Source organism: Planctobacterium marinum, from assembly GCF_020687805.1.
Taxonomy (GTDB): domain Bacteria; phylum Pseudomonadota; class Gammaproteobacteria; order Enterobacterales; family Alteromonadaceae; genus Planctobacterium; species Planctobacterium marinum.
The window spans coordinates 101068-116728 of record NZ_JAJEWQ010000010.1 but is presented as its reverse complement, the minus strand read 5'-3'; the positions used below and the strand labels follow the sequence as shown (position 1 = coordinate 116728).

Below are 15661 nucleotides of genomic sequence, written 5' to 3'. Positions count from 1 at the left end.
CGTAAGTTTTTGCTAATACAGTAGTGATCGCTGCAGTCAGAGTTGTTTTACCGTGGTCAACGTGGCCGATTGTACCAACGTTTACGTGCGGTTTCGTACGTTCAAACTTTTCTTTTGCCATTGTTCTCTATTTCCTAAATATTTAAAAAGTCCGGTCACAAACCTCTCATCAGAGATGGGTGAATTCCGGACCGAACTTACTTAATTTCTTGCCTCAATAATGCTTTGAGCAACATTATTAGGGGCTTCTGCATAGTTGTGGAACTCCATGGAATATGAAGCTCGTCCTTGCGTCGCAGACCGCAAATCTGTGGCATAACCAAACATTTCCGACAACGGAACTTTGGCGCGTATAATCTTAATACCGCCAACACCATCTTCCATGCCTTCGATGACACCACGACGACGATTCAGATCGCCAACTACATCTCCCATCCAATCTTCGGGAGTTGTAACTTCAACCTTCATCATGGGTTCAAGCAAAACCGGATTAGCTTCAGAGCAACCCTGTTTAAAGCCCATCGAACCCGCTATCTTAAAGGCCATTTCTGAAGAGTCAACATCATGATAAGAACCATCGAATAATGTCACTTTAACGTCGAGTACCGGATACCCGGCCAGGACGCCAAATTGCATCTGTTCTTCACAGCCTTTATCTACTGCAGGAATGAATTCTTTTGGAACCGTACCACCTACAATCTCGTTGACAAATTCATAGCCTTTGCCTTCTTCCTGAGGCTCTACGCGCAGCCAGACATGACCGTATTGGCCGCGTCCACCAGACTGACGTACAAATTTACCTTCTACTTCCACAGATTTGCGAATGGTCTCGCGGTAGGCAACCTGGGGTTTACCCACGTTACATTCCACTTTAAATTCGCGCTTCATGCGGTCGATGATGATGTCGAGGTGCAATTCTCCCATTCCGGAAATAATTGTCTGACCTGACTCCTCATCGGTTTTAACCCTAAAGGACGGATCTTCCGCCGCCAGTTTGCCTAATGCTACAGACATTTTTTCCTGGTCAGCTTTGGATTTTGGTTCTACCGCGATAGAGATAACAGGCTCAGGGAATTCCATGCGCTCCAGGGTGATCACGTGATTCGGATCACACAGGGTGTCACCAGTGGTAACATCTTTTAAGCCGATTGCGGCTGCGATGTCCCCTGCCCGTACTTCTTTTAACTCAGCGCGGTCTTTGGCATGCATCTGTACGATACGACCAAAACGTTCTTTTTTGCCTTTAACCGGGTTGTATACGGCATCACCGGTGTTCACTACACCTGAATAGCAACGGAAAAAGGTCAGCGTGCCCACAAAGGGGTCTGTAGCGATTTTAAAGGCCAATGCGGAGAAAGGCTCTTTGTCATCGGCGTGACGCTCGTCATGAGATTCATCAGCATCATCTTTGTGGCCCTGAATAGCAGGGACATCAACCGGCGATGGTAAATACTCAATAACCGCGTCCAGAACCGCCTGTACGCCTTTATTTTTAAAAGCGGAGCCACAAGTGGCTAACACAATTTCGTTGTTCAGTGTGCGTTTGCGAAGCCCTGCGCGAATGTCCTCTTCGCTCAGGTCACCTTCTTCAAGATATTTTTCCATCAATTCGTCATTAGCTTCGGCCGCGGCTTCCACCATTTCTAAACGCATCACTTCAGCTTTGTCCTGAAGATCTGCCGGAATATCTTCGTATTCAAAGGTCATCCCCTGATCCGCTTCATTCCAGTTGATGGCTTTCATCTTGATAAGGTCGATAACACCCTTAAAGTGTTCTTCGGCACCGATATTTAACTGAATAGGTACACAGGTCGCACCAAGACGCTTGCGAATTTGCTGTACGACACGTTCAAAGTCAGCACCGGCACGATCCATTTTATTCACGAAAACCATACGAGGTACGTGATATTTGTTTGCCTGACGCCAAACCGTTTCCGATTGAGGCTCTACACCCGATGAACCACAGAACACTACCACAGCACCATCAAGTACCCGCAACGAACGCTCAACTTCGATTGTGAAGTCAACGTGTCCCGGTGTATCAATGATATTTATACGGTGCTGATCGTATTGCGCCTGCATTCCTTTCCAGAAACAGGTAGTCGCAGCGGAGGTAATGGTGATACCGCGTTCTTGCTCTTGTTCCATCCAGTCCATGGTAGCGGCACCATCGTGCACTTCACCAATTTTGTGGGACAAGCCGGTATAGAATAAAACCCGTTCGGTTGTGGTCGTTTTTCCCGCGTCCACGTGAGCAACGATACCGATATTGCGGTACAGCTCAATGGGAGTTGTACGAGCCATAGTGTCCTCTCAGTTAAAGGAAATTCTGTGTAGGTGGACCTTAAGTCCAACCGTGCCGGATATCCAGTTAAGTCAGGTTAATCCGACCGTGCTGAAAAACCCGTTCACTTTGTCGGAATACATTCCGACCTACAATCTTTTTTCAATTTAAGCACAATTTCCACATGCCTAAATTGAAGACGGAGAGGGCGACCCTCTCCGTGAATACCAAATTAATTTGGAATTTAACTACTGTCAGCAGATTACCAACGGTAGTGTGCGAACGCTTTGTTCGCTTCAGCCATACGGTGAACGTCTTCACGTTTCTTAACCGCAGAACCTTTATTGTCTGACGCATCCGCCATTTCAGCAGCAAGGCGTAACGCCATAGATTTTTCACCACGCTTACGAGCAGCTTCAACCATCCAACGCATACCTAATGCGTTGCGACGTACAGGGCGAACTTCAACCGGTACCTGGTAGGTAGAACCACCAACACGGCGAGATTTAACCTCTACGTTAGGACGGATGTTGTCCAGAGCAGCTTCGAAAATATCCAGGTGATCTTTACCTGTTTTTTCAGCAGCAGCGTCTAGTGCACCGTAAACGATTTTTTCAGCAGTTGATTTTTTGCCGTCTAGCATAACAACATTAATGAATTTAGCTAACAGCTGTGATCCGAACTTAGGATCAGGTAGGATTTTACGTTGTCCTACGACTCTTCTTCTTGGCATCTTAATTCTCCGAATTGATTCAGGATTATCCCAAAACGTTAATACTTAGTTTGGCCTTACTAACGGAGAACCGTTAAGACTTGGGCCTTTTCGTTCCGTACTTAGAACGGGCTTGCTTACGGTCGTTAACACCTGCACAGTCAAGCGTACCGCGAACTGTGTGATAACGAACACCTGGTAGATCTTTAACACGACCACCACGGATTAATACAACACTGTGTTCCTGAAGGTTGTGACCTTCACCACCGATGTATGAACTTACTTCGAAACCGTTAGTCAGACGTACACGACATACTTTACGCAACGCTGAGTTAGGCTTCTTAGGGGTAGTAGTATATACACGCGTACATACACCACGACGTTGTGGACAAGCTTCCAATGCTGCTACGTTGCTTTTCACAACTTTTTTAGCACGGGGCTTGCGCACCAGTTGGTTAACTGTTGCCATTCTAGCTCCTAAAAATTAAACAAAAAATTTGGTTCTTTCTGCCAGGCAGTCTGAACCCACTGCTGATTTTGCTGCTTTAGCCCGAAAATTCAGGCTTTTTAATGAAAAATCCGCGCCCATTAGGGAATTACCCCAAAATGAGGTCGCGGAATTCTATAGATCTGTCGCCTAAGTGTCAACTATTTAAGCAATTCGGGGGAAGTTTTACCGTACCTCGACATTAACCTGATTAGAAAGCAGAAATTCTCTGTGACACTTTTCCCACCAGTTTGCGCTATAAATAAGTTAGCCTGAGTATATCGACAGTAAAAGTGGATAGAAATCATGAAAGACTTACAGAAAATGTTGGGCGGTTTAAGCAAAAGCGGTTTTATGTCCGGAATGGCCGGTGGTGCTTTAAGTGGCGTTGTCACTAATCTGGCAATGGGTAAAAAATCCAAAAAGATGGGCAAGAGTGCCCTGAAAGTTGGCGCGCTGGCTGCCGTTGGAGGACTTGCCTGGAAGGCCTATCAAAGCTACAACCAGCAAAAGTCGTCAGGGCAAAACAGCAGGCAAGCCAACGATCCGTCCTATTACTACACGCCGCAACGACAAAGTAACTCAGAGCAACATACCTACTCTCGTCCAGAACCAAGCACCTTTGATTACGAGCGAGTATCAGAAAATCGCTTTGATGAAATCATTGAAGACGAGAGTGCCGACGGTGGACAAATGTTGCTGATGCAGGCGATGATTGCTGCTGCCTATGCGGATGGTCATATTGATAACGATGAACAGGCGCGTATTTTCAATCAGGTAGAACAGATGGAGCTATCAACGGCTGAGAAAGCCAGCTTATTTGACGAGCTGCGACGCCCCAAATCTATGGAACAAATTGTAGCCCGCGTACCCGATGCCGAGACCGGTGTGGAAGTTTATGCCGCATCCTTGTTAGCGATCGACGAGAGAATGTCAGTGTCAAAGCAGTATCTTGATAACCTGGCGAAACACCTTTGCATCCCCAGAGAACTCAAGGCAGCCATTCACCAACAGGCCCATCAGGCAAGACTACAGGCGAGCTAGCCAAAAGTCCTGATCAACAGACACAAAAAAAGCGCCATCAGGCGCTTTTTTCACATTGAGTAGAAATTACTCTTCAGAGGCTGAGCTGTCTGCACCTAACACTTCAGCGTTTAACGCTTCGGTTAATGCGGCTTCTGCTTCTTCTGCAGAAACTGACAGATCTTCCATAGCATCCATCTTGTTAGCCAGGCGCTTCTTGTGATACGCCAAACCAGTACCGGCCGGGATCAGACGACCAACGATTACGTTTTCTTTCAGACCACGTAAATCATCCGTCTTACCTTGTACCGCAGCTTCAGTCAGTACGCGGGTTGTTTCCTGGAACGAGGCCGCGGAGATGAAGGATTCAGTAGACAGTGATGCCTTAGTGATACCCAACAATTGCAGTTCGTATTTAGCAGGGAATTTGCCTGCTTTTTCCAGTTCACGGTTTGCGATATTAACGGCAGAAACTTCACACTGCTCACCTTCCAGGAACATACTGTCGCCTGGCTCGGTGATAATACATTTACGTAGCATCTGACGGATAACTACTTCAATGTGCTTATCGTTAATTTTTACACCCTGTAAGCGGTAAACTTCCTGAACCTCGTTAACGATGTAGTTAGACACCGCACTTACACCACGCAGGCGCAAGATATCGTGTGGAGACTCTGGACCGTCGGCAATAACTTCACCTTTTTCGATGTTCTCACCTTCAAATACGTTGATTTGACGCCATTTTGGAATCATCTCTTCGTAGTGATCACCGTCTTTAGGTGTAATTGTCAGACGCTTCTTACCTTTGGTTTCTTTACCAAATCCGATAGTACCGGAAATCTCAGCCAGGATCGCAGGCTCTTTAGGCTTACGAGCTTCGAACAGGTCAGCAACTCGTGGCAGACCACCCGTGATATCACGTGTCTTCGAGCTTTCCTGAGGAATACGCGCAATAGTGTCACCCACCTGAGCCGTTGCACCATCAGCAATATCGATAGTGGTAAAGCTTGGCAGACGAATTTCCTGCAGGCCCACTTCTTCAATTTCAAGAATCAGTTTAGGCTCTTTGGCGTTTGCCAAAGACAGGTCTTTAACAACGATACGTGACAGACCAGTCAGTTCGTCCTGCTGCATTTCGGTGTTGGAATCGTCAACATCAGAGAAGCTAACTTTGGCTTTACGCTCTACCACGATTGGGTGGGAATGCGGATCCCAGTTAGCAACGATTGCACCAGACTCTACCGCTGCACCGTCATCGACTGACAACTTAGCACCATAAGGCAGTTTGTAACGCTCTTTCTCGCGACCAAACTCGTCAATAACCGTCAGTTCAGTTGAACGAGAAACGATAACAATCTTACCGTCTGTGTTAGTTACATATTTAGCGTTGTGCAGTTTCAGGTGACCATTGTTTTTGATCTGAACACTGTTTTCTGCTGACGCTCTTGATGCCGCACCACCGATGTGGAAGGTACGCATCGTTAACTGTGTACCTGGCTCACCGATTGACTGTGCAGCGATAACACCCACAGATTCACCAGCACCAACCATATGACCACGAGCAAGGTCACGACCGTAACACTTAGCACAAACACCGAAGTCGTTTTCACAGGTGATTACGGAGCGAACAATAACCTGGTCAACCGAGTGAGACTCAAGGAAGTCTACCAGTTTCTCATCAAGCAATACGTTACGCTCAACCAGTACTTCATTTGTACCAGGCTTAAGCACGTCTTCTGCTACAACACGACCCAATACGCGTTCACGCAATGGTTCTACAACGTCACCACCTTCAATTAGTGGTTTCATTACGATACCGTCAAAGGTGCCACAGTCGTCATTGTTGATAACAACGTCTTGCGCAACGTCAACCAGACGACGAGTCAGGTAACCCGAGTTCGCTGTCTTCAATGCCGTATCGGCCAAACCTTTACGTGCACCGTGGGTTGAGATGAAGTACTGAAGTACGTTCAGGCCTTCACGGAAGTTAGCGGTAATTGGGGTTTCGATGATTGAGCCATCTGGCTTAGCCATCAGACCACGCATACCGGCCAACTGACGAATCTGAGCCGGGCTACCACGAGCACCGGAGTCCGCCATCATGTATACGGAGTTAAGTGAATCTTGCTTCTCCATCTCACCGTCGCGGTTTAATACCTCTTCGGTAGACAGGTTTGTCATCATGGCTTTCGCTACGCGTTCGTTAGCGGCAGACCAGATATCGATTACTTTGTTGTAACGCTCACCAGCAGTTACCAAACCAGACTGGAACTGCTCCTGGATCTCAGTCACTTCAGCTTCAGCAGCATCGATGATTTCTGATTTTTCATCCGGGATAACCATGTCGTCGATACCGATAGACACACCAGATTTCATCGCGTAATGGAAACCAGTATACATAACCTGGTCAGCGGTGATTACTGTGTCTTTCAGACCTAAACGACGGTAGCAAGCATTCAATAATTTAGAAATTTGCTTCTTGCCCATTGGCTGATTAATCAGCTCAAATGGCATACCTTCTGGCAAAATGCCAAACAGGATGGCACGACCAACAGTGGTGTCGACAACTGACGTTCTTTCGTGTCTGTTACCGTCGATATCCACTTCAACTTCGGTCAAACGCACTTTTACGCGAGCGTGCAGTTCAGCTTCACCAGTACGGTAAGCTTTTTCCGCTTCTTCTTTGTTCGCGAATACCATGCCTTCGCCTTTGGCGTTAACACGGGCGCGGGTCATGTAATACAGACCCAATACAACGTCCTGTGAAGGTACGATGATTGGTTCACCGTTTGCCGGAGACAGGATGTTGTTGGTAGACATCATCAGGGCACGTGATTCCAACTGAGCTTCGATAGTCAGTGGTACGTGTACCGCCATTTGGTCACCATCGAAGTCAGCGTTATAAGCCGCACACACCAGCGGGTGCAGTTGAATCGCTTTACCTTCGATAAGAATAGGTTCAAACGCCTGGATACCCAATCTGTGCAGTGTTGGTGCACGGTTAAGTAATACCGGGTGTTCGCGGATAACTTCGTCCAGAACGTCCCAGACTTCTGCCGCTTCGCGTTCAACCATTTTCTTAGCGGCTTTAATCGTAGTTGCTAAACCACGGCCTTCTAACTTGCCGTAGATAAAAGGTTTGAACAGCTCAAGTGCCATTTTCTTAGGCAGACCACACTGGTGCAAACGCAGAGTAGGACCAACCGTGATTACAGAACGGCCTGAGTAGTCAACACGCTTACCCAACAGGTTCTGACGGAAACGACCTTGCTTACCTTTGATCATGTCGGCCAAAGATTTCAGAGGACGCTTGTTAGAGCCAGTGATAGCACGACCGCGACGACCGTTATCTAATAAGGCGTCAACCGCTTCCTGAAGCATACGCTTTTCGTTGCGTACGATAATGTCAGGTGCAGCCAAATCTAACAGACGCTTAAGACGGTTGTTACGGTTGATTACACGACGGTATAAGTCGTTCAAATCAGACGTCGCAAAACGACCACCATCCAGCGGTACCAGAGGACGTAAATCTGGCGGCAGTACCGGCAGAACAGTCATGATCATCCACTCTGGCTTGTTGCCAGATTGCTGGAAGGATTCTAATAACTTAAGACGCTTGGTGATCTTCTTGCGCTTAGTTTCAGAGTTGATAGAAGGCAACTCTTCACGCATTGATGCGACATCGGCATCAACATCAAGTTCTTGCAACAAATCGAATACTGCTTCAGCACCCATTTTTGCTTCGAACTCATCACCGTGCTCTTCCAGCGCATCCAGGTACTCTTCTTCAGTCAGAAGCTGGCTGCGCTCTAATGTTGTCATACCAGGTTCGGTAACAACATAAGATTCAAAATAAAGTACACGCTCGATATCACGTAACGTCATATCCAGCATCAGGCCGATACGGCTCGGCAGTGATTTCAGGAACCAGATGTGTGCAACCGGGCTGGCCAATTCGATGTGACCCATGCGCTCACGACGCACTTTAGTGAGGGTAACTTCTACGCCACACTTCTCACAGATTACACCACGGTGCTTCAGACGCTTGTACTTACCGCACAAACATTCGTAGTCTTTAACCGGTCCAAAAATACGCGCACAAAACAAACCATCACGCTCTGGCTTGAAGGTACGGTAGTTAATCGTTTCGGGTTTTTTAACTTCCCCGTACGACCAGCTGCGGATCATGTCGGGCGAAGCCAGACCGATTCGAATCTGATCGAATTCTTCAGTTTTGTTTTGTTGCTTAAGAAACTTAAGTAAATCTTTCACGATTTTCTCCCAACGGAGTCACTTATTATTCGATGCCAGCGCCAATTTTAGTTGTAGCAGGCATCGCTACCTGTTCAGTCCAAAGCGGGACTTATTGCTCTTCCAGCTCGATGTTGATACCCAGAGAGCGGATTTCTTTCAACAATACGTTGAAGGATTCCGGCATACCAGGTTCCATACGGTGGTCGCCATCGACGATATTCTTATACATCTTAGTACGACCATTCACGTCATCGGACTTAACAGTCAACATTTCTTGCAGAGTATAAGCAGCACCGTATGCTTCCAGTGCCCACACTTCCATCTCACCGAAACGCTGACCACCGAACTGAGCTTTACCGCCCAACGGTTGCTGTGTAACCAGGCTGTAAGAACCAGTTGAACGAGCGTGCATTTTGTCGTCAACCAGGTGGTTCAGTTTCAGCATGTACATGTAACCCACAGTTACCGGACGCTCAAACTCCTGGCCAGTACGGCCATCTGACAGTTTAATTTGTCCGCTTTCCGGGATATCAGCCAGCGTCAATAATTCTTTGATTTCCGCTTCAGTTGCACCGTCGAATACCGGCGTTGCAATAGGTACACCTTTGCGCAGGTTGTCTGCCAAACGGATCACTTCATCATCAGTGAAAGACGCAATGTCCACTTCCTGACGATGTGTACCAGAGCTGTATACCTGAGTCAGGAATTCACGCAGTTTAGCGATTTCCTGTTGCTCTTTCAGCATGCGGTCAATCTTCACACCCAGGCCGCGAGCAGCCATACCCAGGTGAGTTTCCAGGATCTGACCCACGTTCATACGCGATGGTACCCCCAGCGGGTTCAGTACGATATCTACTGGTTCGCCGTTCTCATCATATGGCATGTCTTCAACAGGCTGGATGGACGAGATAACACCTTTGTTACCGTGACGTCCAGCCATCTTATCACCAGGCTGAATGTGACGTTTAACGGCCAGGTAAACCTTAACAATCTTAAGTACACCTGGCGCCAGGTCATCACCCTGAGTGATCTTGCGACGTTTGTTTTCGAACTTCTTATCGAAGTCGTCTTTAACGCCAGCATACTGTTCAGCAGCTTGATCCAATTCAGTCTGAGCATCGTCATCACGCAACGGTAAATCGAACCACTTCTCACGCGGAGTACCGTTGAGTTTGTCTTCTGAAATGCCATTGGCTACCAGCAGGTTGCGGGCACGGGCGAAGATGCCGTCAGCCAGAATGCTGAACTCGTCACCCAGGTCTTTCTTAACCTGACGCAACTGCATGTCTTCAATTTCTAATGCGCGCTTGTCTTTTTCGACACCGTCACGGGTAAAGATTTGAACGTCAATTACGGTACCGTGAACAGAGTTAGGTACACGCAATGAGGTATCTTTAACGTCAGAGGCTTTTTCACCGAAAATAGCTCTTAACAGTTTTTCTTCCGGGGTAAGTTGCGTTTCACCCTTAGGTGTTACCTTACCTACCAGAATATCGCCGCCTTTAACTTCAGCGCCGATGTAAACAACACCAGATTCATCCAGCTTGCTCAGTGCAGATTCACCCACGTTTGGAATGTCTGAACTGATTTCTTCTGGCCCCAGCTTAGTATCTCGAGCGATACAGCTAAGTTCCTGAATGTGGATGGTAGTGAAACGGTCTTCCTGAGCTACACGCTCAGAGATCAGGATGGAATCCTCGAAGTTATAACCGTTCCAGGGCATGAATGCGATACGCATGTTCTGGCCAAGGGCCAATTCACCCAGGTCAGTTGACGGACCGTCAGCCAATACATCACCCGCGACAACCGGCTCACCAACATTGACGGTTGGCTTCTGGTTAATACAGGTGTTCTGGTTAGAACGTGTGTATTTGGTCAGGTTGTAGATATCGATACCGGCTTCGCCTGCTACCATTTCGTTGTCGTTTACTTTTACAACGATACGCGAGGCATCTACGTATTCGATATAACCGCCGCGCTTAGCAACTACAGTTACACCTGAGTCGATAGCTACGGTTTTTTCCATACCTGTACCTACCAGCGGCTTATCAGCACGTAAAGTAGGAACAGCCTGACGTTGCATGTTTGAACCCATCAATGCACGGTTGGCGTCATCGTGCTCAAGGAACGGGATAATGCTGGCAGCCACAGATACGATCTGTTGCGCTGACACGTCCATAAATTTAATGTCTTCTTTTGCCATCAAGGTGAATTCACCCTTGTAACGGCAAGGTACCAGGTCATCTGCCAGACGGTTGTTCTCGTCCAATTCCGCACTCGCCTGAGCGATTGGATAGTGACCTTCTTCAATAGCAGACAGGTATTCGATGTCTTCAGTTACTTCGCCGTCTACGATCTTACGGTATGGGGTTTCCAGGAAACCGTAATCGTTAGTACGGGCATAGCTGGACAGCGAGTTGATCAAACCGATGTTTGGACCTTCCGGAGTTTCGATAGGACAAACACGACCGTAGTGTGTTGGGTGAACGTCTCGAACTTCGAAGCCGGCGCGCTCACGGGTCAAACCACCCGGGCCTAAGGCAGAAATACGACGCTTGTGCGTCACTTCTGACAGCGGGTTGTTTTGGTCCATGAACTGAGACAGCTGTGAAGAACCAAAGAATTCTTTAACCGCTGCAGAGATTGGCTTGGCGTTGATCAGGTCCTGTGGCATCACATTGTCCAGATCACCCAGGCTCAAACGTTCTTTAACAGCACGCTCAACACGTACCAGACCTACGCGGAACTGGTTTTCTGCCATTTCACCTACAGAACGGATACGACGGTTACCTAAGTGGTCGATATCGTCCACGTCATCTTTACCGTCACGGATAGCGATCAATTGTTGCATAACAGCAACGATATCTTCTTTATCCAGTGTGCCTGAACCGGTCAGTTCGTCACGTCCTAAACGACGGTTGAACTTCATACGACCTACTGAAGACAGATCATAACGGTCATCAGTAAAGAACAGGTTGTCAAACAGAGCTTCTGCTGCGTCTTTTGTTGGTGGCTCACCAGGACGCATCATACGGTAGATTTCAACCAGGGCTTCTAAGCGGTTGGTTGAATTGTCGATACGCAGGGTATCCGACATGTAAGAACCGTGATCTAACTCGTTGATATACAGAGTTTCAAACTCAGTGATACCTGCTTCATAGATAGCGTTCAGGTTTTCAGCAGTCGCTTCGTCGTTGGCATTAACGATAATTTCGCCAGTGCTTTCGTCGACAACGTTAGCAGCGAATACGCGGCCCAACAGGAATTCAACCGGTACTTCCAGTTCTGAAAGGCCCAGTTTTTCCATCTGACGTGTGTGACGAGCAGAAATACGACGGCTGGTTTCTACGATCACATTGCCTTCTTCATCTTTGATGTCGAAACGGGCAACTTCGCCACGCAGGCGATCAGGTACGATAGAAACTTTGAATACACCGTTATCCATGATAACAGTGTCTTTTTCGAAGAACAGACCCAGAATTTCTTCTGTGCCCATATCCATAGCGCGAAGAATGATAGACGCCGGTAGTTTACGACGACGGTCAATACGAACGAAAAGATTATCTTTTGGATCGAATTCAAAATCCAACCAGGAACCGCGGTAAGGGATAACGCGGGCGTTATACAGTACTTTACCGGAGGAGTGCGTTTTACCTTTGTCGTGATCAAAGAACACACCTGGTGAACGATGTAGCTGAGAAACAATAACACGCTCAGTACCATTGATAACAAAGGTACCTGTGTCTGTCATGAGTGGAATTTCACCCATGTATACTTCTTGCTCTTTAATATCTTTTACTGTGCCTGGAGCTGCTTCTTTATCAAATAAGACAAGACGCAACTTAACACGAAGTGGTGCGGAGAATGTCACACCACGAATTTGACATTCTTTGACGTCAAATACCGGTTCGCCCAATCGATAACTTACATACTGCAACTCTGAATTGCCCGAATAACTTTTAATCGGAAATACAGAACGAAATGCAGCTTCCAAACCGTATTGACCTTCCGGATCGATCTCGATGAACTTACGGAAAGAGTCTAATTGTATGGAAAGTAGATAAGGTATTTCGAGTACCTGGGGGCGTTTACCAAAATCCTTGCGGATACGTTTCTTTTCGCTATAAGAGTAAACCATGGATTCCTCAGCCTGCTGATCTTTAACCCTGATATCTCTTGTAAGAGACATATATGTATTCAGCACCGTTTTACTTTTTTTCAATATCAGACCAATGAACAGTGCGAATGATTTATTGGTTTGATATTGATAGCTAAGCGCTTTGAGAGGATAGACACTAAACGGAGAACCTGCACTATCCTACAGCGCAAAAAGGCTGGTGCTCAAATAAGCACCAGCCTAAGCCTTTTCAGGCAGTAATTTCGTACAAGTACGAATTACTTAATTTCAACTTCTGCACCAGCGCCTTCAAGTTCGGCTTTAAGTGCTTCAGCTTCTTCCTTAGATACACCTTCTTTGATAGCTTTAGGAGCTGATTCAACAACTTCTTTAGCTTCTTTAAGGCCAAGGCCAGTCGCGCCGCGAACTGCTTTGATAACTGCAACTTTGTTACCACCGAAAGAAGTCAGAACTACGTCGAATTCAGTTTGTTCTTCAGCAGCTTCTGCAGCAGCAGCTGGACCTGCAGCTACAGCTACAGCTGCAGTTGCTTCTACGCCGAATTTTTCTTCAGCAGCTTCGATCAGTTCAACCAGTTCCATTACTGGCATTTCAGCGATCGCGTTTAAGATATCTTCTTTAGTTAGAGCCATTTCTCTAAACTCCTGGGTTTAAAAATTTAAAACAAATCAATGAATTAAGAAACTGTTTTTTTTATTCAGCTTCTTTTTTCTCTTTAATAGCCGTCAATACGCGGGCAAACTTGCTTGGTACTTCGTTAATAGTCTGTACAAACTTGCCAACAGGCGCTTTGAAGGTAGCAAGTAATTTCGCCAACGCTTCGTCGCGTGTTGGTAACGCTGCAACTGCTTCCAGTTTTTCTGGACCCAGTAGACCACTACCGATTGATAACGCTGTTACGTTCAACTTGTCATTCTTTTTAGAGAAATCTTTGAACAAACGCGCTGCACCACCTGGCGCATCCAAAGAAAAGCCATAAATCAGAGGGCCTTTCAGTGCATCATCCATTCCTGCGAACTTGCCTTCAGCCAGAGCACGCTTTGCCAGAGTGTTACGAATAACACGCAGGTATACGCCTTGCTCACGAGCTTGAACGCGAAGTTCAGTCAGGTCTGCAACTTCCATTCCGCGATATTCAGCGACGGCAACGGATAGAGCGCGAGCTGCAACGTCAGTTACTTCCGCTACAATCTCTTTTTTTGCTTCTAAGCCTAGTGCCACTGAGATCACCTTTTAGTTGTCTGAGAATTGCTTCTCAGGTTTCACAGATTAATGGAGCATCACTTGCGCTTCTCTCCACCTTTCTACGGTGTTCTTTAGTCCCAGAGAGTCTGAGTGAACCACCGTCTGCGTAGGCATTCATTAAACGCTGTAATCAGCGTACCTACGGTCTAGGACGGGAGCCTGCCTTTCTGTTTACCAGAGCAGCAAACTCCAACCCAATTTTTTACTTCGGTGCTAATTCTGCTTAATTAACTCTCGCACCTGTCAAGGAATGTCTTATTGAGACAAAGAGCCTTGATCTAAAGTCAGACCTGCGCCCATAGTGGTGCTCAGGCTAACTTTCTTAATATAGGTACCTTTAGCAGAAGAAGGCTTAGCTTTCTTAAGCGCTTCTAACAAAGCTTCAAGGTTTTCCTGGATTTGATTAGCTTCAAAAGCAATCTTACCAATGCTGGCGTGAATGATACCATTCTTATCGTTTCTGTAACGTACCTGACCCGCTTTTGCATTCTTAACTGCAGTAGCAACATCAGGAGTAACAGTACCAGTCTTAGGGTTAGGCATCAGGCCACGTGGACCTAAGATTTGGCCTAACTGACCAACAACGCGCATTGCATCCGGAGAAGCAACCACTACGTCGAAGTTCATTTCGCCTTTTTTAACCTGCTCAGCAAGGTCGTCCATACCAACGATGTCAGCACCCGCTTCTTTAGCAGCTTCAGCGTTTGCACCTTGAGTAAATACTGCAACGCGAACTTCTTTACCAGTACCGTTAGGCAGTACAGTTGCACCGCGAACGTTTTGGTCAGATTTACGAGCATCGATACCCAGGTTAACAGCAACATCAATGCTTTCAGCAAATTTAGCTGTTGCTAATTCTTTCAACAAAGCTACCGCTTCGTTGATTTCGTATTCTTTACCGGCGTCTACTTTTTCGCGAACCAGACGAGCGCGTTTTGTTAACTTAGCCATGGATTATTCCTCTACCGTCAGACCCATACTGCGGGCAGAGCCAGCAATAGTACGTACAGCTGCGTCCATATCGGCAGCAGTCAGATCAGGTTCTTTAGTTTTAGCAATTTCTTCCAATTGAGCGCGCGTCACTTTACCCACTTTTTCAGTGTTAGGACGACCAGAACCACTCTTGATGCCAGCAGCTTTCTTCAACAAGAAAGACGCAGGTGGAGTTTTTGTTTCAAACGTGAAAGAACGGTCTTCGTATACAAAGATTTCAACCGGAACCGGAGCACCTTTTTCCATGCTCTCAGTTTTTGCGTTGAACGCTTTACAGAATTCCATGATGTTAACACCATGTTGACCTAGTGCAGGACCAACTGGTGGACTTGGGTTTGCGGCACCCGCAGCTACTTGTAGCTTGATAATGCCTGTAACTTTCTTAGCCATTACTCTCTTCTCTTATTTATGGGTTAAACGCCTCGCAAATACAGAAGAATATTCGCTTCAACGGCTCCCCGCCTACAAAAAGGCCGCAGATTATATTTTAATCTACGACCTCTGACAACCATTAATTTGGTTTTT

The 15661-nt window shown here is 46.8% G+C and carries 11 protein-coding genes; 1 reads left to right on the top strand and 10 read right to left on the bottom strand.

What is annotated here, in order from left to right; all coding sequences use genetic code 11:
- The 4 genes from LJ740_RS22265 to rpsL form a co-directional block, all read right to left on the bottom strand.
- A partial coding sequence (locus LJ740_RS22265; protein ID WP_229531346.1) for a GTP-binding protein occupies nucleotides 1-121 on the bottom strand: 121 nt, incomplete at its 3' end.
- 80 nt (nucleotides 122-201) lie between these two features.
- Nucleotides 202-2304 carry an elongation factor G gene (gene fusA / locus LJ740_RS22260; protein WP_229531341.1) on the bottom strand — a complete coding sequence of 701 codons (2103 nt, stop codon included), beginning with the start codon at nucleotides 2302-2304 and terminating at the stop codon, nucleotides 202-204.
- 242 nt (nucleotides 2305-2546) lie between these two features.
- Nucleotides 2547-3017, bottom strand: coding sequence for a 30S ribosomal protein S7 (gene rpsG / locus LJ740_RS22255; RefSeq protein ID WP_229531340.1), 471 nt, complete (start codon nucleotides 3015-3017; stop codon nucleotides 2547-2549).
- Nucleotides 3018-3090: 73 nt separating this feature from the next.
- Nucleotides 3091-3465, bottom strand: a complete 375-nt coding sequence (gene rpsL, locus LJ740_RS22250; RefSeq protein ID WP_229531339.1) for a 30S ribosomal protein S12 — start codon at nucleotides 3463-3465, stop codon at nucleotides 3091-3093.
- Nucleotides 3466-3789: 324 nt separating this feature from the next.
- Between rpsL and LJ740_RS22245 the strand changes: the two genes are divergently transcribed.
- Nucleotides 3790-4527, top strand: a complete 738-nt coding sequence (locus LJ740_RS22245) for a tellurite resistance TerB family protein (RefSeq protein ID WP_229531338.1) — start codon at nucleotides 3790-3792, stop codon at nucleotides 4525-4527.
- A gap of 66 nt (nucleotides 4528-4593) precedes the next feature.
- Here LJ740_RS22245 and rpoC read toward each other — a convergent pair whose 3' ends face one another.
- From rpoC to rplK, 6 genes are all read right to left on the bottom strand, one after another.
- On the bottom strand, nucleotides 4594-8778 hold the full coding sequence (rpoC, locus tag LJ740_RS22240) for a DNA-directed RNA polymerase subunit beta' (protein WP_229531337.1): 4185 nt from the start codon (nucleotides 8776-8778) through the stop codon (nucleotides 4594-4596).
- A 91-nt stretch (nucleotides 8779-8869) separates the two neighbouring features.
- Complete coding sequence (rpoB, locus tag LJ740_RS22235; RefSeq protein WP_229531345.1) at nucleotides 8870-12898, bottom strand: DNA-directed RNA polymerase subunit beta; 4029 nt, start codon at nucleotides 12896-12898, stop codon at nucleotides 8870-8872.
- A gap of 257 nt (nucleotides 12899-13155) precedes the next feature.
- The gene (rplL, locus tag LJ740_RS22230) at nucleotides 13156-13530 is read right to left on the bottom strand and encodes a 50S ribosomal protein L7/L12 (RefSeq protein ID WP_229531336.1); all 375 of its coding nucleotides are present in this window, start codon (nucleotides 13528-13530) and stop codon (nucleotides 13156-13158) included.
- A gap of 61 nt (nucleotides 13531-13591) precedes the next feature.
- A complete protein-coding gene (gene rplJ / locus LJ740_RS22225; protein ID WP_229531335.1) occupies nucleotides 13592-14119 on the bottom strand; it encodes a 50S ribosomal protein L10 in 528 nt (175 codons plus the stop codon).
- Between the two features lie 279 nt (nucleotides 14120-14398).
- Entirely contained in the window at nucleotides 14399-15094 is a 696-nt protein-coding gene (rplA, locus tag LJ740_RS22220; protein ID WP_229531334.1) for a 50S ribosomal protein L1, read from the bottom strand.
- Between the two features lie 3 nt (nucleotides 15095-15097).
- Nucleotides 15098-15526: a 50S ribosomal protein L11 gene (gene rplK, locus LJ740_RS22215; protein ID WP_229531333.1), complete on the bottom strand. Its 429-nt coding sequence runs from the start codon at nucleotides 15524-15526 to the stop codon at nucleotides 15098-15100.
- Nucleotides 15527-15661 lie beyond the last annotated feature (135 nt).

Bases quoted from the DNA above. Each gene is read 5' to 3' on its own strand.
- fusA (WP_229531341.1), bottom strand. From the start codon at position 2,304: ATGGCTCGTACAACTCCCATTGAGCTGTACCGCAATATCGGTATCGTT.
- rplA (WP_229531334.1), bottom strand. From the start codon at position 15,094: ATGGCTAAGTTAACAAAACGCGCTCGTCTGGTTCGCGAAAAAGTAGAC.
- rpoB (WP_229531345.1), bottom strand. From the start codon at position 12,898: ATGGTTTACTCTTATAGCGAAAAGAAACGTATCCGCAAGGATTTTGGT.
- LJ740_RS22245 (WP_229531338.1), top strand. From the start codon at position 3,790: ATGAAAGACTTACAGAAAATGTTGGGCGGTTTAAGCAAAAGCGGTTTT.
- rplL (WP_229531336.1), bottom strand. From the start codon at position 13,530: ATGGCTCTAACTAAAGAAGATATCTTAAACGCGATCGCTGAAATGCCA.
- rplK (WP_229531333.1), bottom strand. From the start codon at position 15,526: ATGGCTAAGAAAGTTACAGGCATTATCAAGCTACAAGTAGCTGCGGGT.
- rpsL (WP_229531339.1), bottom strand. From the start codon at position 3,465: ATGGCAACAGTTAACCAACTGGTGCGCAAGCCCCGTGCTAAAAAAGTT.
- rpsG (WP_229531340.1), bottom strand. From the start codon at position 3,017: ATGCCAAGAAGAAGAGTCGTAGGACAACGTAAAATCCTACCTGATCCT.